This window comes from Streptomyces sp. ERV7, assembly GCF_001653515.1.
Lineage (GTDB): Bacteria > Actinomycetota > Actinomycetes > Streptomycetales > Streptomycetaceae > Streptomyces.
In genome coordinates this window covers 555,712-578,752 of the sequence record NZ_LYOY01000001.1, presented here as the reverse complement: position 1 = coordinate 578,752, position 23,041 = coordinate 555,712, and the positions used below count along the sequence as shown (strand labels likewise).

Annotated in this window: 16 protein-coding genes and 1 pseudogene; all 17 read right to left on the bottom strand. The window is 71.5% G+C overall.

The annotated features are described in order from the left end of the window. Positions 1–2: 2 nt before the first annotated feature. A complete protein-coding gene (locus A8W25_RS02545; protein ID WP_067155029.1) occupies positions 3–1,286 on the bottom strand; it encodes a DUF4910 domain-containing protein in 1,284 nt (427 codons plus the stop codon). Beyond that, positions 1,274–2,299, bottom strand: a complete 1,026-nt coding sequence (locus tag A8W25_RS02540; RefSeq protein ID WP_067155026.1) for an NAD-dependent epimerase/dehydratase family protein — start codon at positions 2,297–2,299, stop codon at positions 1,274–1,276. The genes A8W25_RS02545 and A8W25_RS02540 overlap by 13 nt, the downstream gene beginning before the upstream one ends. 3 nt (positions 2,300–2,302) lie before the next feature. Beyond that, a complete protein-coding gene (locus A8W25_RS02535; RefSeq protein ID WP_067156630.1) occupies positions 2,303–2,950 on the bottom strand; it encodes a PIG-L deacetylase family protein in 648 nt (215 codons plus the stop codon). After that, entirely contained in the window at positions 2,947–3,741 is a 795-nt protein-coding gene (locus tag A8W25_RS02530; protein WP_067155023.1) for a sugar phosphate nucleotidyltransferase, read from the bottom strand. The genes A8W25_RS02535 and A8W25_RS02530 overlap by 4 nt, the downstream gene beginning before the upstream one ends. Further along, a complete protein-coding gene (locus A8W25_RS02525; RefSeq protein ID WP_067155020.1) occupies positions 3,738–4,973 on the bottom strand; it encodes a class I SAM-dependent methyltransferase in 1,236 nt (411 codons plus the stop codon). Before A8W25_RS02525 ends, A8W25_RS02530 begins: the two co-directional genes overlap by 4 nt. After that, a complete protein-coding gene (locus tag A8W25_RS02520; RefSeq protein WP_067156632.1) occupies positions 4,970–6,211 on the bottom strand; it encodes a glycosyltransferase in 1,242 nt (413 codons plus the stop codon). The genes A8W25_RS02525 and A8W25_RS02520 overlap by 4 nt, the downstream gene beginning before the upstream one ends. Before the next feature lie 8 nt (positions 6,212–6,219). Next, positions 6,220–7,518: an O-antigen ligase family protein gene (locus A8W25_RS02515; RefSeq protein WP_067155017.1), complete on the bottom strand. Its 1,299-nt coding sequence runs from the start codon at positions 7,516–7,518 to the stop codon at positions 6,220–6,222. Position 7,519: 1 nt separating this feature from the next. Continuing rightward, positions 7,520–9,055 carry a right-handed parallel beta-helix repeat-containing protein gene (locus A8W25_RS02510; protein WP_067155014.1) on the bottom strand — a complete coding sequence of 512 codons (1,536 nt, stop codon included), beginning with the start codon at positions 9,053–9,055 and terminating at the stop codon, positions 7,520–7,522. Further along, positions 8,976–11,102: a heparinase II/III family protein gene (locus A8W25_RS02505; RefSeq protein WP_234386134.1), complete on the bottom strand. Its 2,127-nt coding sequence runs from the start codon at positions 11,100–11,102 to the stop codon at positions 8,976–8,978. Before A8W25_RS02505 ends, A8W25_RS02510 begins: the two co-directional genes overlap by 80 nt. Continuing rightward, positions 11,099–13,279 carry a bi-domain-containing oxidoreductase gene (locus tag A8W25_RS02500; protein WP_067155011.1) on the bottom strand — a complete coding sequence of 727 codons (2,181 nt, stop codon included), beginning with the start codon at positions 13,277–13,279 and terminating at the stop codon, positions 11,099–11,101. Before A8W25_RS02500 ends, A8W25_RS02505 begins: the two co-directional genes overlap by 4 nt. Before the next feature lie 16 nt (positions 13,280–13,295). After that, positions 13,296–15,242 (bottom strand): asparagine synthase (glutamine-hydrolyzing), encoded by a 1,947-nt coding sequence (asnB, locus tag A8W25_RS02495; RefSeq protein WP_067155008.1) that lies wholly within the window; start codon positions 15,240–15,242, stop codon positions 13,296–13,298. 3 nt (positions 15,243–15,245) lie between these two features. Beyond that, a complete protein-coding gene (locus A8W25_RS02490; protein WP_067155005.1) occupies positions 15,246–16,772 on the bottom strand; it encodes a Wzz/FepE/Etk N-terminal domain-containing protein in 1,527 nt (508 codons plus the stop codon). Continuing rightward, positions 16,769–18,136 (bottom strand): Wzz/FepE/Etk N-terminal domain-containing protein, encoded by a 1,368-nt coding sequence (locus A8W25_RS02485; RefSeq protein ID WP_067155002.1) that lies wholly within the window; start codon positions 18,134–18,136, stop codon positions 16,769–16,771. The genes A8W25_RS02490 and A8W25_RS02485 overlap by 4 nt, the downstream gene beginning before the upstream one ends. Beyond that, positions 18,133–19,445: pseudogene (locus A8W25_RS02480) on the bottom strand (glycosyltransferase family 4 protein). The gene A8W25_RS02485 and the pseudogene A8W25_RS02480 overlap by 4 nt, the downstream one beginning before the upstream one ends. Continuing rightward, positions 19,402–20,727: a nucleotide sugar dehydrogenase gene (locus A8W25_RS02475; protein WP_067154999.1), complete on the bottom strand. Its 1,326-nt coding sequence runs from the start codon at positions 20,725–20,727 to the stop codon at positions 19,402–19,404. Before A8W25_RS02475 ends, A8W25_RS02480 begins: the two are co-directional and overlap by 44 nt. Before the next feature lie 79 nt (positions 20,728–20,806). Further along, on the bottom strand, positions 20,807–22,285 hold the full coding sequence (locus tag A8W25_RS02470) for a sugar transferase (RefSeq protein WP_067154995.1): 1,479 nt from the start codon (positions 22,283–22,285) through the stop codon (positions 20,807–20,809). 97 nt (positions 22,286–22,382) lie between these two features. Next, positions 22,383–23,024 carry a M16 family metallopeptidase gene (locus A8W25_RS02465; protein WP_067154992.1) on the bottom strand — a complete coding sequence of 214 codons (642 nt, stop codon included), beginning with the start codon at positions 23,022–23,024 and terminating at the stop codon, positions 22,383–22,385. Between the last annotated feature and the right edge of the window lie 17 nt (positions 23,025–23,041).

The following is a 23,041-nucleotide window of genomic DNA, read 5'->3' as shown; positions in this document are numbered from 1 at the left end:
CGTCACGCCTTGATCAGCCCGGCGCCGTGCAGGGCACCGGCCGCGGCGGCGACGGCGTCGAACGGCAGCCCGGACCGCTCGGCGACGTCCAGCAGACTGTGCTCGCCGTCGGAGAGGCTGAGCACCCAGAGCATCGCCATCTCGGCCTGCTTGGCATCGCTGCGGCCGCCGAGCGAGTCGTACAACCCGCGTCGGCCCAGCTGCGGTTCGCCGTACGGGCTGAGGTTGACGTACCGCCGGTTGCGGTCGAGCACGGCGAACGCCTCGCGGCAGACGGCGAGCGTGTCCGCCATCGCCTCCGGGGAGACGAAGTCCGGGTTGTCCGCCGAGGTGTGGTACTCGGGGTAGCCGGCGTACGGGGTCCGGCTGAGCGAGCCCACGCCGAGGTTGAACCCGGGGGAGCAGAACTGCCGCTCGTCGTAGCCGTACGGAGTGAACTCCCTGACGTGGTGCGGGCGTTCGGAGGCATCCAGGACGTGCCGCATCACCCGGTCGATCTCCGCGTCGCCGCGCTTGCTCTGCTTGTACGTCAATGAGCCCCGGTCGCCGGCGCAGGCCAGCACGAGCCCGTGCTTGACCCGATCCACCCGCTCCGCGTTGCGGGCCAGCCAGGTGATCGCCCCGATGGTGCCGGGCGCGAAGATGAACCGGTAGGTGTAGTACGGCGTTTCCTCGGCCAGTGCCCGGGCCAGGAACGTCGCCACCGCGATGCCGGCCAGGTTGTCATTGGCCAGCGAGGGGTGGCAGACGTGGCAGGAGACGATCACCTCGTCGGGGACCTGCCCGGGGACCACGTGCTCGGCGTAGGTGAGGTGGCCGTCGGCGAGCGTGGAGTCGACGCACACCTCGTACTCGCCCTCCGGCAGCGCGTCCAGGGTCTCCTGGGCCAGGCAGAACCCCCACTCCGGCTCGTAGTAGCTGGTGCGGTACGGCACCCAACCCGGGTGGTCCGGCAGGGTGTGCAGGTGTGCGCGGAGCTCGGCCAGCGGCATGGTCGCCGACACCGGCACGCTGTAGCCGAGTACGTGCAGGCTGGACGCGGCGAAGTCGACGACCCGGTTCCCGGCGGCGTCGGCGACGTACGCGTCCCGGATGTTCCACTCCTGCGGCACCGTCCAGTCCAGTACCTGCGTCCCGGTCGGCACCTCGTGCACCTGTAGCGGGATGTACTCGCCGACGATGTCCAGGGTGGCGCGCACACCGTCGCCGGTGATGCTCCGGCAGAGCGGATACAACCGCTTCACCAGCGCGTGCATCTCCTCGCCGGGTGTGGTCATCGGCGCCACCGCAGGGTGTCGTCGACGGCGCCTGCGTCGGACGCCGCGCGCAGCACGGCGAGGCGGGTGAAGCGCCGCTCGAAGTCCTCCTTGGTCAGCCCGAACTTCCGGTAGGCCTCGGCGAGTTCGACCGCGCCCTGCTTCACCGTCCACTCGCAGTCGAAGCCGGGAATCGCGGCGCGGAACCGGGAGAAGTCCACCCGGTACGACCGCGGATCGGCGCCGTTCTCCCCGGTGATCCTCACCTTCGATCCGGACACCGCCTCGGCGACCTGCTCGGCGATCTCGGCGACCGTGACGTTGTTGGTCTCGCTGCCGATGTTGAACGCCTCGTCGTGCACCGCTTCCCGTGGTGCGATCAGCGCGGCCGCGAAGGCCCGTGCGATGTCGGCGGCGTGCACCAGCGGGCGCCAGGGCGTGCCGTCGGAGAGCACCAGCACCTCGCCGGACAGGAGCGCGTGACCCACCAGGTTGTTCAGCACGATGTCGGCCCGCAGCCGGGGCGAGTAGCCGAAGGCGGTGGCGTTGCGCATGAACACCGGGCTGAAGTCGCCGTCGGCCAGCGTGTGCAGGTCGTCCTCCACCCGCACCTTGGACTCCGCGTACGGCGTCACCGGGCGCAGCGGGGCGTCCTCGGCCACCAGGTCGTCACCACCGGCGGCGCCGTAGACCGAGCACGTCGACGCGTACAGGAAGCGCCGCACTCCCGCCTCGCGGGCCAGCCGGGCCAGGCGTGTGGACGCGTGGTGGTTGATGTCGTAGGTGAGTTCAGGTGCGAGGGATCCCAGCGGGTCGTTGGAGAGCGCGGCCAGGTGGATCACGGCGTCCACCCCGGCCACGTGCTCGGCCGTGACGTCACGCAGGTCCACCTGCGGCCCCGGCGGGTCCACGGGCGGCGGGCCGAGGACGCAGTCGGCGAACAGACCGGCGTCCAGGCCGACGACTTCGTGTCCGGCGGCCGCGAGGACCGGGGCCATCACGGTGCCCAGGTAGCCCTGGTGCCCGGTCAGTAGTACACGCACTGTTCATTCCCCCAGGTCGAGAGTGAGTTTGGTGACGGCGAACGCCTCGGCGTAGCGCGCGTGGCATTCGATGCCGCGGATACGCGCGAGACCGAGGAAGGCCTCCCGGTCGTACCAGGGCCGGTGCCGCTGCGAGGGGTAGTGCTCCTGCAGCAGCCGCACCTTCTGTTCGGCGATCTCCGGCGACAGCGGCTGGTACGCCGTCGGACGGCCGAGATCGCCGTCCCACTTGACGATCTCGTAGCCGAGCACGAGGTGGTCGCGGAACGCGGTGGGTATCAACCGCGCCAGACCGCGGTGGTCCTGGTGCGCGTCGTCGGTGCGCGGGGCGAGCACGAGATCCGGCTCGGTCCGCTCGCGCAGCTCCTCCACCGCGGACTTGGCCTCCTCCCAGTGCGCCGGCAGCCGGCCGTCCGGCAGCTTGTGCACGGTCAGCCGCAGGTCGGAGCCCGGGCAGAAGGCGGCGAGCGCGGCCCGCTCCTCCTGCTCCCGCTCGCCGCCACCGCCGGAGAGCACCAGCGCGTCGACACGGATGCCCGGCCGCGCGAGGCACAGCGTGAGCAGCGTGCCGCCCGCCCCGATGGCGATGTCGTCGCAGTGCGCGCCCACCGCGACGATCCGGTCCAGGGGCCGGGCCCCGAGCCGGATCACGCCCGCACCCCCGCGCCGTCCCGTTCCCACACGGCCCACGGGCGGTCGCCCCGGGCGTAGGCGTCGTCGAGCGCGGCCCGCTCCTTCACGGTGTCGGTCGGCTTCCAGAAGCCGCGGTGCTGGTGCGCCACGAGGCGGCCCTGCTTGGCCAGTTGGGCGCAGCCGTCGGCGACCAGGTCACCGCCCTCCGGTATGTGGTCGAAGACCTCCTGGCGCAGCACGAAGTAGCCGCCGTTCTCCCACAGCGGCAGTTCGCTCACCGCGGTGATACCGCCCACCAGGCCGTCCTCGCCCAACTCCACGCAGTGGAACGAGGACTGGGGAGGCACCACCATCATCGACGCACCGGCGTCGCGCCGGGCGAAGTTCTCGATCATCTGCGGCAGCGGGGCGTCGGTGAGCACATCGGCGTAGTTGGCGAGGAACATCTCGTCGCCGTCCAGGTGGTGCCGCACCCGGCGCAGCCGCTCCCCGATCGGTGACTCGACGCCGGTCTGCGCGAACGTGATCGTCCAGTCGGCGATATCGGTGGACAGCAGCTCGGTACGCCCGCCCCGCAGCACGAAGTCGTTGGACGTCGTCTCCTGGTAATTGAGGAAGAAGTCCTTGATGTGGTGGGCCCCGTACCCGAGGCACAGGATGAACTCCGTGTGCCCGAAGTGCGCGTAGTAGCGCATCACATGCCAGATCAGCGGTCGCGGGCCGACCATCGCCATCGGCTTGGGCACGTCGTCGGCGGCTCCGCTGCGCATCCGCATCCCGTAACCGCCGCAGAACAGAACGACCTTCATGATGTGGCCTCGACAATGCTCAATTCCGGGATGGGGAAGACCAGCCGGCCGCCCCATTCGTGGACGAAGGACAGCTGCTCGACCAGTTCGGCCCGGAGGTTCCACGGCAGGACGAGGACGTAGTCCGGTCTGTCGGCGGCTATCTGCTCGGGCGGCAGGATCGGGATACGGGTGCCCGGGGTGAACCGGCCGTGCTTGTAGGGGTTGCGGTCGACGGTGTACGCGAGCAGGTCGGGCCGGATGCCGCAGTGGTTGAGCAGGGTGTTTCCCTTGCCCGGGGCTCCGTAGCCGACGACCCTCTCGCCGCGCTCGGCCGCCTCGACGAGGAACCGCAGCAGGTCCCGGCGCACCTTGGCCACCCGGGCGGAGAAATCGGTGTACCCGGACAGCTCCTGGAGGCCGGCGGCCTTCTCCCTGGCCAGCACGTCGGACACCCGCTGGGACGGCTCGCCCGCCACCTCGGTGGGCCGGGCCCACAGCCGGATGGAGCCGCCGTGCGTGGGCAGCAACTCGACGTCCACCAGGGCGAGTCCGCCGCGGGCCAGTGCCCGGATCGCGGACGCGACCGTGTAGTACTGGAAGTGCTCGTGGTAGATCGTGTCGTACTGGTTCTCCTCGATCAGGGTCAGCAGGTGCTGCACCTCGATGGAGACCCAGCCGTCGTCGGCGACCAGGGCGCGCAGCCCCTGGGTGAAGCCGACCACGTCGGGGATGTGCGCGTACACGTTGTTGGCCACGACCAGGTCCGCCGGGCCGTGCTCCTCGCGGACGGCCGAGCCGGTGTCCGGGCTCAGGAACTCCGTGAGCGTCGGCACACCCGCGTCCCGCGCGGCGGCGCCGACGTTCACCGACGGCTCGATGCCGAGACAGCGGATCCCCCGGTCCACCACGTGCCTCAGCAGATAGCCGTCGTTGCTCGCGACCTCCACCACGAAGGCGTCGGGGCCGAGACCCACCCGCTGGACGGCGTCGGCGACGAACGTGCGCGCGTGCTCCACCCAGGAGGTGGAGTACGAGGAGAAGTACGCGTACTCCTTGAACGTCTCCTCCGGCGTGATCAGCGGAGGAATCTGCGCGAGCCAGCAGTCGGTGCAGACCCGCAGGTGCAACGGGTACGCGGGCTCCGGCTGGTCGAGTTGGTCCGCGGCGAGGAAGCTCTCACATGGTGGCGTCGCCCCGAGGTCGACGACGCTCGCCATCGCTTCCGAGCCGCAGAGTCGGCATCGTGTCATCTACTGTCCCCATCCCCCCTGCTCGCGCGGGTGTCCCCGCCGCGAGTCAGTGCTGACCGCCCCGCGATCGCGGTGCGGTACTCCTCCACCAGGCGCTCCAGGCCGACGGCCGGGCTGAACCCCTGCTCGTAACGGCGCCGGGCCGCCCGGCCCATCTCCTGGTTGCGGTCCGGCTCGGCCGCGATCCGGCGCACGCAGGACGCGAGCGAGGCGGACTCGCCCGGCCGGTGCAGCAGCCCGGTCACGCCGTCCTCGACGAGTTCGACGAAGGCGCCGTGACCGGCGGCGACGGTCGGGACCCCGGCCGCCATCGCCTCCACGACCACCAGGCCGAACGCCTCCAGCCACGTCGATGGAGCCACCACCGCGACCGATCGCGCGATGGCCTCCCGGCACTGGGCCGGGTCGTACAGACCGACGTGGCGCACGTCGTCCCGGCCCGCCGCCCAGGCGGTCACCTCCGGCTCCAGCGGCCCCGTGCCGGCGATCACGAGCGGCACGCCCACACCGCCGCTCGCGGCGATCTCGTCCCACGCGGCCATGAGCAGCCGTACACCCTTGGCCTCCGCGAGCCGGCCGAGATAGAGCACGTGCTCGCCGGCGCCCGCTCGGCGGACGCCCGGTTCGGGCACGAAGTTGTGCTTCACCGCCAGCCGCTCGGCCGGCATGCCGGCCCGCGCCAGGACGTCGCGCTGCGCCGCGGAGATGCAGAAGAACCGGTCCACACCGGACCACCACCGCCGCCGGTTGACCGACAGGCTGACCGCGAGCGGCACCGTCGCGAGGCGGGAGCTGCGGTAGCAGCCGTGCCGGACGGCGGGCAGCGGAGTCGCCCCGACGCACTCGGTGCACGGCCGGCCGTCCCGCTGCAGCGTGCCGGGCGGGCAGACCTGGGTGTAGTTGTGCAGTGTGGCGACGGCGGGCACACCGGCGTCGGCGCAGGCGGCGAGCACCGCGGGCGACAGGAGCGGGAAGACGTTGTGGACGTGGACGATGTCCGGCCGCTCGGCGCGGAGCCGGGCGGTGAGCTCCGTGCGGACCGCCGGGTTCCACGGCACCCGCAGGGGCACCGCGACCTTGGCGAGGAGGGACATGGCGCCGATGTCGTCGCTGCGCCGCTCGAACACCTCGACCCGGTGGCCGGCCGCGCGCAGCAGCTCCACCTCCTGGTCGACGACCTTGTTCTCGCCGCTCGGCTGCGCTGAGGAGTAGCGGTTGTGCACCACGAGGACGTGCATCTGTGAGGTCACTTCCGATCCCTGGCCCATCGCGGGACACGTCGTCGGGGAACTGCGGGCGTGGAGAGGGGCGCGTCCTCGGCGGGCGCCGCGAGCAGTGAGGCCGCCACGGCCAGATGCAGCAGATACGGCGAGGCGTCGCCCAGACCGGCCTCGGTGTACGACGCGATCGCGCAGTAGCTGATCAGGAAGATCGCGCAGGCCCTCGACAGCGACGGCGGTCGCAGCAACGCGATGCCGGCGAGGACGATGATGATCGCCGCCACCAGGACGACGCCGATCAGACCCTGTTCGTTGTAGACGGCCAGCCAGCTGTTGTCGATCGGCAGCCCGCCGAACGACTTGTCGCCCAGGCCCACCCCGAACACCTTCTCCGCGGTCGTCCGGGGCGCGGCGAGCAGGGCGTCCCAGACCTTGGCCCGGCCGGTGAGGTTGGAGAAGTTCTCCTTGCTCTGTCCGCGCAGGAACCACGCCTGGAGCGCGGAGCTGAACCCCACCGCGGCCACCGTGGCGGACAACACCGCCCAGGTGAAGAACCGGCGGGCGGCGGCGCTGGTCAGGACGAGCGAGGTGATCGCCAACGTCAGCCCGACGAACAGGCCGAGCGTCGCCGTCCGGGTATGGGTCAGGGCGAGCAGGACGAGTGACGGCACGATGATCACCGCCGCGCTCGCCCGGTCGGTCCGGCGGCCCAGTACGAGCAGCACGGTGAGCCCGATGATCACCGCGGCGTACTGTCCGATCTGCGGCGGTGTGAGCGGCCACAACGCGCCGACGAGGCGCCCGCCGTAGAGCTCGGGCATGGCCGCGCCCGGGGAGACGACCAAGCCCGCGGCCACCGAACCGAGCACCGCGAAGTACATCCGGATGTGGTGCCGGACGAACGTCAGACCACCGTCCCACCAGCGGCCGAGCAGCCACAGCGTGCCGACGAAGAGAGCCAGCCTGGTGCACCGGAACAGCGCGCCGAACCCGGACTCCAGATGCGCGCTGGAGATCACGCTCGGTACGAGCAGCAGGGTGAGCAGGAACAGGAAGGCGCTGGATCTGATGCGCAGCCGGAGGTTGAGCGCCAGCGCCAGCGCGAACGCGGCGACCAGCGAGCCCATGGTGACGAGCTGGATGAGGGAGCGCGGCAGCGGGATGATGGTCTTCGCCCCGGCGGAGCCGAGCGTGTTGAGGATCAGCAGCCCCCAGACCATGCCGACGGTCCTCGGTGTGCCGTCGGGGCGCGGTTCGGCGCCGGGCTGTGCGTCCGCCGTCTCCGTTCCGCCCGGCAGCCCACCGCGTATCAGGTGTCCGCCCATCTCAACCACCGGCCCGTGGGGCCAGGGTGCTGCCGGCGTCCTGCAGATACGGCGTGGCCTGCCACTGCATGAATTCGAGCACCCGGCTCGGGTCGTGGGCGACGAACTTCCATGGTCCGACGTAGACGTTGTCGTGCCAGCGGTTGCGCTGCTTGAGGGTGATCGCCTCGGCCACCTGCTCGCCCTGGTACGGCGACCAGTCCGGATAGGTGCCGTAGTTGGCGAGGACCGCCATGCGGTCGCACTTGACCGTGCAGTCGACGACGGCGGTGTCCAGCAGGAAGCGGTTGTCGTGGATGTCCACCCGCTGGGTCTTCCACCGGCAGTCGGTGTAGAGCGGCGCGGTGGCGATCGCCGGCCGCGCGCAGCGGTCGGAGTGCGGCACCAGCAGCGTGCAGTCGCCGGACGAGGTGTTGGCCGGGCTGTTGCAGAACCGGTCGGCGTTCTCCCACAGGGTGATGCCGGACCAGTTGTTCTCCAGCACGTTCCGGTAGATGTCGATCTTGTCCGTACGGGCCCGGATCCGTGGTTCGCCGCCGGACTCCGACAGGTAGACGGTCGCGAACGGGAAGGTGTCGCCGCGGTCGGCGTACTTGCGGCCCTCGACCCAGTTGTTCCGCAGGATCGTGTTGTTCCGGATGACCGCGTTGTAGCTGGTCTCGTAGATCAGCGCGGCACCGTCGTTGGCCTCCAGCACGTTGTTCTCGATGCGGAAGTCGTTGTTGTTGGTGTCCGCCCACAACCCGGTTCCACGGTTGTCGTGCACCCAGTTGCCGCGTATGTCGGCGCCGTTGACGGCCCAGAACTTGATGCCTCCGGTGCAGCCGCAACCCTCCCGCCGCCGCTCCCAGTCGTCGGTGTTGTTGCCCACGATCTCGTTGCCCTCGACCACCAGGCCGCTGATGGGGTCACCGGTCTTGTACGCGTTCATCCCGTACTGTCCGTTGCCGCGCAGGCAACTGGCGCGGACCTGCTGGCGGGCACCGGCCATCAGCCCGGCGCCGGAGTTGTCCTGGATCGTCGCGTGTTCGATCACCCATCCGTCGGCCGAGTCATGGTTGACCACGCCCTCGTTCTGCGGCGCGACGAATCCCTGCACGGTCAGATAGCGGATGGTGACGTCGCGCGCGCTGCCGCCGAACGCGTACTGGTTGGTCTTGTGGCCGTCGAGCACCGCGCCCGGCGCGCCGAGGTAGCTGTTCCCCTCCTTGGGGATGACCTGGGCGTAGCGGTCCGGGTCGAGCCGGTGCTTGCCCGGCCGAAGCCAGAACGTGGTGTGCGGGGGGCTGCTCTTGGTCTTCGCGGCCAGATCACCGGCCACCGCGGGGTCGACCGTCACCGCGCCCGCAGGCGCCGTCGCCGGCCCGGCCGCGGGTTTGGCGCACACCCGGGCCACGGACCGGGCGGCGGATGTGGTCGGCGCGGCCTTCGGCTCCGCCGAGGCGCCCGGTGTGCTCTCACAGCCGGTCGTCGCCAGCAGGGCCAGCGCCAGCGGTGCCGCCGCCCACGCCCAGTGCCGCCTCTTGTTGATCCCCACGCGCGCCCCTAGCCGCGGAACCTGAGTACGGTGGTGAACTCCGCCATCCGCGCGGTGTCGTCGGCGAAGCCGGTGCCGACCAGCGCTGTGGTGGGTTCCTTGCGCCCGAAGCGTCGGCGAAGCCGGTGCCGACCAGCGCTGTGGTGGGTTCCTTGCGCCCGAAGCCGGGGGAGTACCAGCCCAGCGGCGGGTCGCTCTCGCCGCGATGCGCCCGCCAGGACAGCTCCGCGGGCAGGTCGAGCACCGCGGAGCGGTCCTCGCCGTCCCGGGTCCAGGTGAGCACGGCTCGGTTCCCCACCAGGTCCGCGGTGATCGCCGGGCCGAGGTGGAACACCAGGCGTGCGGCCCGGCGCGGGCTGTGTTGGCTGCGGACCTCGTCGACCACCCTCAGCTCCCCTCTCGCGGCCGTCAGTTCCACCCGGCGGCGGTGCACGGAGCCCTGGTAACCGTCGTGCTCGGCAGACCAGCGGGCCACACCGTCGCCGGATGTGTCCGCGGCCAGGACACGGCTCCTGGCGTGCCGGGTCCACAGGAACGGGCCGCCGGAGACGGACTGGTCACCGCCGTCCAGTTGCAGGGTGTTGTGGCCGAGGGTCGACCGGAAGTACCGCCGCCACTCGGGCTGCCCGTGGTAGCAGAACGTCCCCGGGTCGGCGAGCACATCGACCCCGTCGTGCCGGACCTCCACGGACAGCGCGTCCGCGTGGGCGTGCGCGGCGATGGACAGGAAGCCGTGCGGACCACCGTCGCAGCGGCACCAGATCTCTTCCGGACCGCGCAGGATGGTCATGCCCGCGTCGGCGAAGTGGGCCGGTCGGCTCGCCGGGCGGGACACGGCCGGTGCGGTTCCGCTCTTCGCGTACGGCTGGATGAGCGCGGCGAGCAGCGGGGTGCGCACATCGGTGCCGGTCACCGTGGGCCACCAGGCGAGCCGGCCGAACACGGCGTCCCCGGTGGCCAGCAGCGAGGCCCAGCGGTCGGTGCCCGCGCCGTCCACGACCAGACCGTGGCCGTCGTCCGCGTCCCCCTGGCGGGGCGGCCGCAGCCGGCTGTCCACGATCGCCGCGAGCGCGTCGGTCATCCGCAGCAGGACGAGCCGGACGGACGCGGGGACCGGCACGCCGGCGGCATCCGCCTCGGCCACCGCGGCCAGGCCGAGCTCAAGGACGAGCCCGTGGTACTCGGTGGCCAGCTCGCGGTTGAGGCCGGAGACGAAGGTGTTGGCGCGCAGCTGCCGCTCCAGCGACCGCAGCGCGTCGGCTCGCCACCGCGCCGAGGCGGGAAACCACCCGAACGCGCAGGCCGCCGCGAACTGCCCGGCGGTCTCGGCGATGACGTGGTTGTTCGCCGAGGACCCCCGGCTGGGGAAGGCGGCCAGCCAGCGCTGGTGGTGCCAGATCTGGTTGCGCGCCACCGGGTTGCCCTCGAACAGAGTGGCCGCGCCCGGCCAGCCGTCGAGCAGCCGGCGGATCCACACCCAGGAAAGCAGCCGGATGCCCAGCTCGATGCCGCTGATCCAGTGCACGCCGCGCAGCGGTGGATTGGCCGCCCACCACAACCGCAGATGCTTGGCCACCCGCTCGGCGTACCGCTCGTCCCCGGTGATCGCGTACGCGGCGGCGAGCACGGTGAGGTACTGATGCCGGGACAGCTCCCAGATCTGCTTGATGTCCCCGACCGCGTCCTCGTTCCGGTACGGCACGTCGAAGGCGTAGCCCCACGGAGCCCGGCGCCCGGTCTTCGGGTCGCCCCACCAGTCCGGGTCGGCCAGGTCGGCGCGGGCCACCCCGAAGTACTCGACGTGCCCGTCCATCAGCCGGTCCGCCTCGGCGATGAGACGTTTCGCGGCGTCCGGTGGCACCGCGGCGACGGCCCCGGCGGGCAGTACCGCGGTGAACCGGGCGCCGGTCACGGCCGGGCAGTCCGGCGGCGCCGAGCGCCAACGCCGCCTGCGCACCGCGTCGCCCACCCGGCCGCCGACCTCCCGCGGCCCCATCCGGGTCAGCCGCCGCAGGTACCAGCCCGGGCTCCCCGAGTTCACCGTCATCGTGTGCTCGCCAACGTCACGGGTGCGCCGCCGACCAGGCCGGCCTGCACGGCGAGGGTGGCCGCCGTGGTGGCGACGAGGGACTCCAGCGGCACCGGCATCGGCCCCCCGGTCCGCACGGCCCTGATGAACGCGGCCAGCTCGGCGTTCTGGCCCTTGTCCCGGGCCTTGGGCAGCCGCGAACTGACCCACTTCTCAGGGCCGTGGACCGAGGCGCGGACGAAGTCGTCGAGTCGCAGCACCTTGCCGTCCGCGACGAGATCCAGCGTCTCCTTGGGGAAGCCCGGCGCGCCGGTGGTGACGTAGCTGATGGTGGCGGTCGACCCGTCCGGGTAGCGCAGCACGACCTGGAGGTCCTCGTTGCCGGCCGGGGCGACCGCGTACACCGAGACGGGCTCGGCCCCGAGCAGCCAGCTCGCCGTGTCGATGAAATGCCCGCCCTCGCCGGCGAACCGCGAGCCCTCGGTGCCCTGCTGGAGGTACCAGCTGCCGTGCGCGAGGCGGCCCGCGTTGACCAGATAGCGCAGGCTGGCCGGGCCCGTCCGGGTGCCGAACCGCTTCCTGGCCTCCTGGAGCAGTGGCGCGAACCGGCGGTTGAAGCCCACCTGCAGCCGGTCGTTGCCGGACTCCTCCACCGCCGCGAGCACGCCGGCCAACTCGTCCTCGGTGAGGGCCAGGGGCTTCTCCACGAACACCGTCTTGCCGGCGAGGAGTGCCTGCCGGGTCAGCTCGGCGTGCGAGCTGTGCCGGGTGACCACGAACACCGCGTCGATGGACTTGTCGCCGAGCACGGCGTCGAGGTCGGTGGTCGCCTGGGCGAAGCCGAACTTCCGCCGGGCGTTGGCGGCGGACAGCGCCGTCGTGGTGACGACCGTCGACAACTCGACGCCGTCGCGCTGTGCCAGGTGCGGCAGCAGCATCGACGTCGCGTAGGTGCCCGCGCCGACGAACGCGAGCCGCACCGGCGACTTGGCGGCCCGGGCCGGACTCCGCTTCACGTTCACCGGGGGCACGGCCACCGTCGGCGCGGCCACTTCCTTCGCTTCCCCCGCCTGCTCCGGGTACCGGAACAGCACGGCCACGGCCTTCAGGTCGCCGTCCTTCAGACGCTGGTACGTGTCGACCGCGTCGTCGAAGTCGGCGATGTGGGAGACCAGGGGCTCCACGTCGACGCGGCCGCGGGCGACCAGGTCGAGGAAGCACGCCAGGTTGCGGCGCTCGGTCCAGCGCACATAGCCGATCGGGTAGTCGCGCCCGTCCAGCTCGTACTCCGGGTCATAGCGCCCGGGGCCGTAACTGCGCGAGAACCGGACGTCGAGCTCCTTCTCGTAGTACGCGTTCCACGGCAGGTCCAGACGGCACTTGCCGATGTCGACGACCCGGCCGCGGTCCCGGCAGAGCCGGGCGGCCAGCTCGACGGGCTGGTTGCTGCCGCCGCCGGCGGCCAGGTACACCTGGTCCACCCCGTGGCCGCCGGTGAGTTCGGCGACGGCGGCCTCCACGGCCGTGGACGCGGGATCGCCGCAGGCCGCCGCGCCCAGGCGCTCGGCGAGTTCGCAGCGCGCCGGGTCGGGGTCGGCGCCGATGACGCGCACTCCCGAGGCGGTGAGGAGCTGCGCCACCAGCTGCCCGATGAGACCGAGGCCGATGACCAGTGCCACTTCGCCGAGGTGCGACTCGCCCTGGCGGACGCCCTGCAACGCGATCGACCCGACGGTGCCGAAGGCCGCGTGCCGCGGTGCGAGGCCGTCCGGCACCCGGGCGTAGAGGTTCTTCGGCACCCAGTTCAGCTCGGCGTGCAGCGCGTGCTCATTGCCCGCGCAGGCCACGAGGTCGCCGACCGCCACATCGTCGATCCCGGCGCCGACCTGCTCGACCACCCCGCACAGCGAGTAGCCGAGCGGTGTGTAGGAGTCCAGCTTGCCCATCACTTTGCGGTAGGTGGCGGGCACGCCGTTGGTGGCCACGCTCTGCATGACCTTGGCCACCTGGTCGGGCCGGGAGCGGGCCTTGCCCAGCATCGACATCCCGGCCTCGGACACCTTCATGAGCTCGGTCCCGGTGGATATCAGCGAGTAGGCGCTGCGGACCAGCACACCGCCCGTCTTGCACCCCGGCACCGGCACGTCGAGCACCGCCAGCTCGCCGCTCTTGTAGTTCTGTACGACCTGTTTCACCGAAGTCCTCTTGTTTCTAAGCCGTTTTCTCAGCCGTCACGGGAGAGTTCTGGCCGGACCCGGAGGTCGCGCCGCGATACCAGTACTCGAGGGTCAGCACATGCCAGAGATGCTTGGAGAAGTCCCGCTGCCCGGCGGCGTCCTCGGCGACCATCCGCGCCAGGGCGTCGCGGCGCAGGAACCCGGAACGGACCAGCTCGCCGTCGTTCACCACCTCGCGCACCAGCGGCGCGAGATCCCGGCTCATCCAGGCGCGCAGCGGGGCGCTGAACAGGCCCTTGGGCCGGTACACGATCTCCCGGGGCAGGATCGAGGTGGCCGCCTCCTTGAGGACGGCCTTGCCCTGCCGTCCGACGATCTTGCGGTCGCCGGGCACGGCGAACGCCGCCCTGACCACCTCGACGTCCACGTACGGCACCCGCACCTCGGTCGACGCGGCCATGCTGGAGCGGTCCGTGTACGCGAGGTTCAGGCCCGGCAGGAACATCCGGGCGTCGCCCAGGCACATGCGGTTGACGAAGTCGTCGAGGGCGTTGTCCCGGTAGATGTCCGCGTGCTCGGTCAGCACGTCGTCGACCGTCCCGGCCAGGTCCGGATCGAGCAGGGCGAGCAGCTCGTCCTGGTCGTACATGGTGTAGCTGCGCCGGAACGCGGTCTCCTCCGGCAGATCGGCGAAGGAGAGGAACCGCTTCGCGAAGCGCACCGAGCGGTAGCCCCGGCGGGAGGTGGCGACCGGCAGCCGGTCCACGGCCCTGGACAGGCCGCGCCGCAGGGGGCGCGGGACGCGCTGGTAGCGCAGCGCGAGCAGGTTGGCCAGATGCTTGCGGTACCCGGCGAACAGCTCGTCGGCGCCCATCCCCGAGAGCATCACCTTGACCCCGGCCTCCCGGGCGGCCGAGCAGATCAGGAAGGTGTTGATCGCGGCGGGGTCGCCGATCGGCTCGTCCAGGTGGTACGTCATCCGCGGCAGCAGATCGAGCACGTTCGGAGCGATCTCGATCTCGTGCAGGTCGACGCCGAACCGCTCGGCCACCTGCCGGGCATAGCGCAGATCGTCCGGCATCGCCTCGAACTTGGCGTCCTCGGCGCGGAACCCGATGGTGTAGGCGGAGATACCGGGCCGGTGGCGGGCCGCGAGCGCGGTCAGCCAGCTGGAGTCGAGACCGCCGGAGAGGAAGGTCGCCACGGGGACGTCGGAGAGCAGGTGCTGCCGGGTCGACTCCTCGACGACGGCGGCGAGATCCGGCCGCTCGCCGGCCCGGGCCCGCTCCTGGCCCTCGGCGGCGACGTCCTTCAGGTTCCAGTACCGGCCGCGCTCCACCCGGCCGTCGGGCCGGCACCGCAGCCAGCTCCCCGGCGGCAGCTTCTCCGCCTCGCGGAACGCGCAGCGTGAGTCCGGCACCCAGTAGTACAGCAGCGAGGCCACCAGCGCCGCGTGGTCCACCTCCAGCTTCCCGCCGGTCGCGGCGGCGAGCGCCTTGAGCTCGGAGGCGAACACCAGGCCCTCGCCGCGTCGCAGCAGGAACAGCGGCTTGATGCCCAACTGGTCGCGGGCGAGCACCAGTTCACCGGTGCGTTCGTCGAAGATCCCCAACGCGAACATGCCGCGCAGCCGGGGCAGACAGTCCGTGCCCCAGCGCCGCCAGGCCTCAAGGAGCACCTCGGTGTCGGAGGTGCCGCGGAAGGACACCCCGGCGGCCGTCAGCTCGGCCCGCAGCTCGGGCGCGTTGTACAGCTCGCCGTTGTACGTCAGGACGAGGCCGTCCTTGACCATCGGCTGGGCGCCGGTCTCGGACAGGTCGATGATGGCCAGCCGGCGGTGCCCCAGGTGCACTTCGCCGTCACCGGCGGGATGGCTGTACCGGCCCGCCCCGTCCGGCCCGCGATGGGCGAGGGTGTCGGTGAGCCGGTCGGTCACGGCCTTCCCGTCCGGCCATCGGTACGTGCCTGCGATGCCACACATGTTCTACCGTGCCTCCTGGTCGCTGTCCGGGACGCGTGCGGCCGGCATCGACGGCCGCTCCGTCCGCGGCCGGCCTGTGCCGTTCTGCCGGGCCAGTCGTTCGTAATGGCCGCGCAGCGCGGTGTGCGGCCCGTCCCACAGCGTGCCGTCGGTCCGGTCACGGGGATCGGGGTCGATCAGCACCACCCCGGTCACCGCGATGCGCTGCTCCGCGAGTTGCCGCGCCACGGTGTGCAGCCAGGCGGCGCTGCCGTGCCCGGCACGCACGACGAGCACGGTCTGGCCACCGAGGTACTGGAGGTCCAGCCACGCCGTGCCGGGCGCGACCGAGCCGACGCCGAGCCGGTGCCCCTGCTGCTGCACGGCCGCGGCATGCTCGCCGCCGACCACGCTCACGCCTTCCGGCCGCTGGCGGCTGTCGGCGAGTTCTGGTCCCGGCAGACCGTCGACGACGACCACCGGCCCCTCCGCCGCCAGTGCCGCGGCGACGTTCAGGGCGATGACGCCCGTGCTGCGCGCGCAGCCCAGTTCCAGCAGCGAGACGGGTTCCGCGGAGCCGCGCACGGTGCGGACAAGGGTCGCGGTGAGCCGTTCGTGCGCCGCCCGGGTCCGTCGGCTCTGCCACAGCCCGGCGGGCCCGCGGGGTGTGCTGCGCAGCTCCGCGATGACCGAGGCGCCCAGGTTGGCCGCGATCTCCCGGCGCAGTACGGGGCGGTCCGCGACCACCGTGCCGACCGCGGCCAGCGCGAGCCCGAGGACGAGTCCGAGGACGAGCCCGATCACGCCGTTGGTGACCGCGGCCTTGGGCAGGGAGTGCCGCACCGCGCGCGGGGCGTCCACGATCTGGGTACCGGCGATGAGCTTGGGCGTGCCGGTGCGCGCTTCCGCGGCGCGCTGGTCGAAGTCGGCGATCCGCGAGTTGAGCTCGGCCCGGCGGGCGAAGAGCGACTCGATGCTCGCCGACGCCTTCGGGTCCTTCCCCGGTGTCCGGTCCCCGATCGCCTTGTTGACCTGGGTGAGTTCGTCCCGCATACGGTCGCGCTGGTCGAGCAGGGCCTTGGCCTCGGCCTTCGCGGCCTCCTGCATCCGTCGCACATGGTCCGCGATGAACGCGTCGGCCAGCGCCTTGGCACGGGCCACCGCTTCCGCGTCGCTGGCACCCGTCACATCGATCTGCAGCAGGTTGTTGGTCAGGCCGGTACCCCGGTAGTCCCGTATGAAGTCTTCGGGTTTCTCCGGGGACTTGAGGGCCCGCAGGGCCTGGTCGGCGATCCGCGTGGTGCCCAGCAGCGCGACATCGGTGCGGATCAGCGTTCCGGTGTCGTTCGGCTGGTCCGCCTGATGCGTGACCAGCACCTTGGCCACCGCGCTCGGCGGCGGCGGCATCAGGACCGCCATCGCCGCGCCGAGCAGCAGCCCCAGGAGCGCCATGGAGGACCAGAGGCGGCGGCGTCTGCGCACCGCCACCACCAGCGCCTGCAGGTCGAGTAGCGGAGCGGCCGGCGAATCCGAAGTCTTGCCCGTCGTCACGCAGATCCCCCCGTCGCGTGGCCGCGAACCGCGAGCGCCGGGGTGGCGTCATCCGGAAGTTGGCCGGAAGTACGCGTCGGACGGGTCCGGACCGTACCGGCGACGACGATGCCGACGACCTCATGCCGTGCGTCCGCACATGCCTCGGCGATGCCGGCGAGCTCCTCCGCGGTCCGGCTGCCCGCGCTGAGCACGACCAGGGCACCGGACTCGGTGTCGCGGTCCGGCACCATCGGCTGGGACACCGAAACGCCCACCACCCGCAGCAGCGGACCGCTCTTGGCCTCGGCGACGAGCTCACCGGCGGCCCGGCGGGCGATCTCGTCGCCGTCCGGCACGACGACCAACAGCCGCCGAGGGGCGGGCAGTTGATCGCGGAGGCGATCGCACACCCGCCGGTAGCGGACCCGTCTGCCGGCCTCGTCGCCGGACGCCCGCGGGGCCGGTAGGTCCCAGCGGGTGTCGACGCCGAGGAGTCGGCGGATCCACACCCGCGGGCTACGGTCTTGCGGCCGGTGCGCGGGCCGTTCATCAGGTACGTCGACGGTGCCGAGGAGTGCCGAGCCCAGGGCCGCGGCGATCTCCGGTTCGGTGCGCAGTCGGCGGTTCACCCGTGCGGCGGCGAGATGGCCGATCACCGCGAGGACGAGGGACAGCAGCGCTCCGGCGACGACGAGCTGCGTCCTCGTCGGCGGTGCCTCGCCGGTCGGCCGGGCGGCCGGCCCCATGACGACCATGCCGGCCTTGTTGGTCGCCGGGTCGGACTCGTCCAGCTTCTTCATCGCCTCCTGCAGCGAGGTGCGCAGCTTCTCGAGTTCGGTGCGGGCCTGCACGCTCTCCACGGTCTGCCCCGGATCGGCCGCATTGGCCAGATCGGTGATGCGGCGGCTGGTCTGCTCCACCTTCTGCCGCAGCGCCTCGGGCCCCGTGGCGGCGTCGGGTTCGCTGGTGTCGCCCGCGATCCGCGCGGCGAAGGAGACGAACTGCCGGGCCACCTGGTCGGCGAGCCGCTGCGCGTGCTCCGGGGTTCCGGCCGTGCCCGAGATCTTGATGATGTTCCCGTCGGTGGCCTTGGCGCTTACGTGGTCCCGCAGGTCGGTGCCGCTGACGCCGTTCCAGTGGAGTGCGGCGGCCGCGCGGTCGACCACCGCCGAACTGGTCGCGATCTCCGCCTGGGTCAGCAGTTCGCGCTCCTCCCACTGCCCCGGCAGCAGTACCGATGCCGACGTCGTGTAGCGGGGCGGGAACAGCAGCGAGGTGCCGTAGCCGACGAGCGCGCCCACCACGGCGAGGAGGGCGAGCAGCCGCCAGCGCCGACGGAGAATCCGCCCGACCGTGACCAGACGTATCGTGTCATCGCTCAATGGAGCGGCCTCCTCCCTGTGCGGACCGGCCGCGCGCCGACACCGCGGTGCGGTCACGGCAGGCAGCGGCGTAGGCGGCGAGCAGCGACGCTTGCGAGTTCCGCCAGGAGAGCGGCCCGCTGACCCGCTCCTGGCCGAGCTTGCCCATCCTGGCCCGCTTCTCCGGATCGTCAAGCAACAGCGCGATGAGCCTGGCGAATTCGGCCTCGTCGTCGGCGGGCGCGTAGACGGCGGCGTCACCGGCGGAGACGCGCGCCTCCTTCAGGTCGAACGAGACGATCGGCCGGCCCATCGCCATGTACTCCATGACCTTGTTCATGGTCGACACGTCGTTGAGCGGATTGCGAGGGTCGGGGGAGAGGCACACGTCCGCGGTGGACAGATAGCGCACCAGATCGGCGTCCGGAATGCGCCCGGTGAACTCCACCCGGTCAGAGAGCCCGAGCCGCCGGGACAGTTCGACCATCGCGTCGAAGGCGTCGCCGGAGCCGACGAACACCGCGTGCCAGTCGGTCCGCCCGAGCTCGTCGCGCAGCTTGGCGAGGGCGCGCAAGGCGTAGTCGACGCCGTCCTGAGGGCCCATGACGCCCAGGTAGCACAGCAGATGGGGCTTGCCGCGCTTCAACTGAGGCTCGGGCGGCACCGGTTGGAACCGCTCGACCTGGGGCGCGCTGCGCACCACGAAGACGTCCTCGGGGCGTCGGCCGCCACGGCTCACCGCGACGTCCTTGTAGCTCTCGTTCGTGGCGAGCACCACGTCCGCGGCCCGGTAGGTCCGCCGTTCCACGGCGCACACGGCGCGGTAGAGCAGGTCCTTGCCGCGGTCGAACCGGGAGAGGTACAGCTCGGGCACCAGGTCGTGCTGGTCGAAGACGAACCGCGCGCCGCGTCGCCGCAGCCACCGGGCCGACAGGAACAGCAGGTCGGGCGGGTTGCAGGCGTGGACCACGTGGACCGGGCCGACCTTGCGGGCCAGCCGGGCCGTGTGCCAGAGCGCCGATCCGTACTCCTTGAGATAGCCGGCCGGTCCTCCGGTGGCGGCGCGCAACGGGTAGCGGTGGATCCGCACCCCGTCGATCACCGCCTCCGGCTCCGTGTCCCGCTTGGTTCCCTGCGGGCAGATGACGTGCACTTCCCAGCCCGCGTCGCGCAGTGTCGTGCACTCCTGCCACACCCGCCGGTCGAACGGCACCGACAGGTTCTCCACCAGGATCAGCGCGCGTCGGCCCGGCCGGTCGCCGCCGACCGTGTTACTCAACGATGTGTTACCAAGCAAGGCCCACGTACCCAGGTTCGGCCCGGCGCGCATCGGCGTCGGGAAGGTGGATGAGGTCTATGAGCACCGGGCCGTCGCCGTGGGGCAGCGCCGAGAGCACGGCCGGATCCCTCGTCCCGACCAGGCACACCTCGGCGTGGTCGAGCACTTCGTCGACGGACTCCGCGAGCAGCTGCGCGAGGTGCGGCAGCCGGGTCTCGATGTACTCGCGGTTGGCGCCGATGAGCCGGGAGAGGCTCACGTTGGCGTCGTGGATCCGCAGGTCGTACCCCTTGCCGTGGAGTCTCTCCGCCAGCTCGACGAGCGGGCTCTCGCGGAGGTCGTCGGTGCCGGGTTTGAAGGAAAGACCGAACAGGCCCACTTTGCGCTTGCCGGTGCGCTCGACCAGCTCCACCGCGCGCTGCAGATGGTCGGAGTTGGAGGCCAGTACATGGGCGAGGATGGGCACCGAGACATCGGCCCGCCGCGCCGCGTGGACCAGGCTGCGCAGGTCCTTGGGCAGGCAGGAGCCACCGAAGGCGAAGCCGGGCCGCAGATAGGCGGGGCTGATGTTCAGCTTGCGGTCGGCCAGGAACACGTCCATCACCTGGTGCGAGTCCACCCCGAGCGCCCGGCACACCGCGCCCAGCTCGTTCGCGAAGCCGATCTTGAGACCGTGGAAGGCGTTGTCCGCGTACTTGATCGCCTCGGCAGTGGGGACCGGCACCCGGAACACCTCGCCGGGCAGGTCGTCGTACAGCGCCGCCACCACGTCGCCGCTCGCCGGGTCGAGCTCGCCGATGACGGTCTTCGGCGGGTCGAAGAAGTCCCGCACGCTGGTGCCCTCGCGCAGGAACTCCGGGTTGACCGCGACCCCGACGTCCACCCCGGCCGTGCCGCCGACGTACTTCTCCAGGATCGGTACCAGCAGGTTCAGACAGGTGCCCGGGAGCATGGTGCTGCGGAACACCACGGTGTGCCGGCCTCCCTGCTTGGCCCCCTCGGCCAGCACGGCGCCGATCTGCTCGGTGACCCGTTCCAAGTAGGTCGTGCACAGACTGCCGTTGGGCTCCGAGGGTGTGCCCACGCAGATCAGCGACACCTCGCTGCCCATGATCGCCTCGCGCACGTCGGCGGTGGCGCGCAGGGCTCCGGTCCGTACGACCTCGGCGGTGAGTTCGCCGATCCGTTCCTCGACCACCGGGGCCTTGCCGTCGTTGACCAGGTCGACCTTCACCTGGCTCACGTCCACCCCGATGACCTCGTGCCCCATGCTGGCCAGGCACGCGGCCGAAACACAGCCCACGTAGCCGAGCCCGAAAACGCTGACTCTCATGACCCGTTCCTCCCCCCACGCAGGCCCTCCCGGCCTGCGGTCCACGCGCCGGCGGTACGACGTCGCCGTCCCTCGCGCATCAGTAGGCTCCCTGGCCGTAGAGCACCGCACGCAGCGTCTTCCACAAGATCACTGTGTCCAGGGCGAGCGACCAGTCCTCCACGTACCGCAGGTCCAGGCGGACCGCCTCCTCCCACGGCAGATCACTGCGGCCGCTTATCTGCCACAGGCCGGTGAGTCCGGGTTTGACCAGCAGCCGCCGCCGGATGTCCGGGCCGTACGCGGCTGACTCCTCCGGCAGCGGAGGCCGCGGACCGACGAGCGACATCGATCCGGTGAGTACGTTGAAAAGCTGCGGGAGTTCGTCGATCGAGTACCGGCGCAGCACCGCTCCCACCCGCGTCACCCGCGGATCCCGGCGGACTTTGAACAGCAGGCCCGCACCCTCGTTGCGGTCGGCCAGTTCGGCACGTGCCTGGTGGGCCCCGGCGGACATGGTGCGGAACTTGAGAATGGTGAACTCGCGGCCGTCCTTGCCCACTCTGCGCTGGCGGTAGAAGGCCCCGCCCCGGCTGTCCACCAGCACGAGCAGGCCGACGAGCACCATCAGCGGCGTGAACAGCATCAGCAGGATCGCCGCGCCCAGCCGGTCGACGACCTCCTTGACCGCCCGGCGGCCACCGGTGAAGGTCGGCATGCTGACCCGCAGCAGCGGGATCCCCAGCACCGCGTCGACGTGCAGCCGCGGGCCGGCCACCTCCATCAGTACGGGGGCCACGACCATCTCGGCGTCGCTGCCTTCGAGGTTCCAGGCCAGCCGCTGCAGCCGGTCCGGTGACCAGTGCGGGTCCGGTGTGACCGCGACGACGCGGTAGCCGTCGCGGCGCACATGGCCCGCGACGTCCGCCAGCCGGCCGACGACCGGTACTCCGTCGAGTTGGTCACCGTCGGACCCGAGACCGTCCGTCGTGCACACCGCGTCCACCCGCCAGCCGAGGTGCGGGAACTTGCGGGTCCGGGTGATCAGGTCGTGCACGGTGTCCGGGCTCCCGGCGGCGAGCACCGGTCGCAGACACCGTCCTTCTTTGCGCTGCTTGTGCAGCCAGAGGCGCAGCAGATACCGCGCGGTCATCGTGATGAGCGCGATCGCGGGGATCGCGACGAAGATCCAGAGTTTGATGTTGCGCGAGGTGAGGGCGATCCCGCCGAGCGCAAGGACGACGGCCGCCGTGAAGAGCGAGCGTCCGAGCCGGCGGAATTCCTCGGCGCCCTGGCCGAGCACGGCCGGAGCCCACGCCCGGCTCACCGCGAGCGTTCCCAGCACCAGCAGCTCGGTGCAGAAGGTGAGGATTCCCCACTTCTCATGCCAGTTGGCCGCGTCACGGGCCCCGAAGAAGTTTCCTATGGCGACCACCACGAAGGCGGTGGCCAGGGTGTCGCTGGTGATCACGGTACGGCGATAGCGCTGTTCCCAGTCGATATCGGGCTGGCCTATCGCTCCGTTCGGCAGACGTCTTCGCGCCGACGGAAACGGGCTGACTACTCCCCCCTGCCGCACGGGACCCCCCAGGTCAGCAGTGGTTCGACGTATTCGCCTAACACTGTTCCTCCCCCCGGGAGGCGATAGGCCAGCCCGATATCGACTGGGAACAGCGCTATCGCCGTACGTGATCACCAGCGACACCCTGGCCCCGCCCGAGGCCGTCGAGGTCCGGCAGCCGGGGTCCGGTCACCACCAGCGTCATGGCGCTGGTGAGGAACCTGGTGCGATGGCCCTCCTGTACGGCGGGGAGGGTGATCCGGCGGATCTGCCCGACGTCGCCGCCGACCGGCCGGCCCAGCGGATGGGCGGGGAAGAGCCGGGACAGGAAGGCGTCCTGGACGACGTCGCCCGGGTCGGCCTGCGCCGCAGCGAGCTCCTGGAGGACCGCGTCGCGCTCGGTGTCCAGCACCTCGTCGGTCAACTCCGGCCGCAGCACGGCCTGGTGGAGCAGCCGTGCCACCTCGTCGGCGTCGTCGGCGTGCACCTGGGCGTAGAAGAGCATGATGTCGAGGCCGGTCTCGGCGTTGGCGTGACCGCCGAGCCGCTCCACCTGCTCGCAGAACGAGGGGCGCCCGCCCAGCGGGGCCGACATCAGCGTGTGCTCCAGCAGATGGGCGAGGCCGCCGTGCTCCGCCGGGTCGTGGCGGGAGCCGTAGCGGACGGCGAGGCAGATGCTGGTCGTGCGCAGCCGCTCGTCCAGCAGCGCGATCGTCGGCAGTGCGGAGGGTACGACGACGGTGGGCGAGGGCGGCATCTCGGCCTTTCCATGGT